The sequence below is a fragment of the Rhodoplanes roseus genome (genome assembly GCF_003258865.1).
Classification (GTDB): Bacteria; Pseudomonadota; Alphaproteobacteria; order Rhizobiales; family Xanthobacteraceae; genus Rhodoplanes; species Rhodoplanes roseus.
Genome location: NZ_NPEX01000637.1, coordinates 1 through 676 on the forward strand (window position 1 = coordinate 1; position 676 = coordinate 676).

Annotated in this window: 2 protein-coding genes; both read left to right on the top strand. The window is 71.9% G+C overall.

What is annotated here, in order from left to right:
• On the top strand, positions 1-279 hold a 279-nt coding region (locus CH341_RS34735; protein WP_170149895.1), incomplete at its 5' end, for a hypothetical protein.
• On the top strand, positions 276-676 hold a 401-nt coding region (locus tag CH341_RS31725; protein WP_425376231.1), incomplete at its 3' end, for a hypothetical protein. The genes CH341_RS34735 and CH341_RS31725, both read left to right, overlap by 4 nt.

The following is a 676-nucleotide window of genomic DNA, read 5'->3' on the forward strand; positions in this document are numbered from 1 at the left end:
CCGGCGGTGCCGATTCCGCTCACCCAGAACCGGCTGCTGATGAAGGTCCGCCGCAAGGCGACCGACCACGAGGCGGCGCTCGAGCTGACGACCGAGACCGGCGAGCTGACCATCACGGACGCGCCAGCCGGCGCCTTCACGCTCTTCATCCCGCAGGCTCGTCTCGTTCTGCTGCCGGCCGCCACCTACGTGCACTCGCTGCTGCGCATCACGCCCGACGGGCGCCGTCTGCGCATGTGGTACGGGCAGCTGATCCACGACGTAGGCGAAAGCCGATGACCGACGTCATCGTCTCGGCTGACGACGGCGACGTCGAGATCGACGGCGAGGCGCTCCCGGAGGTGTCCGAGATCGCGGTGCCGGCCCAGGGCCCGCCTGGGCCGCTGCCGTTCGGTGCCGTCACGGCCTGGGCTGCGGGCACGGATTACGCCGCCGATTCCCCGGCGTCGGTCGTGACCTTCGACGGCGAGACCTATGTCTGCACCGCCGACCACACTGCGGTGGCCTTCGCGGCCGACCTGGCGGCGCATCGCTGGCTGCTGATCGCCCGGAAGGGCAACCAGGGCCCGACCGGGACGGCCGGCCCGCAGGGCGTCCCCGGCCCGTTCGCGTTCGACACGATCGTCCCATGGACGACCGCGACGGCCTATCATGCGACGCCGCCGGCCTCCGCCGT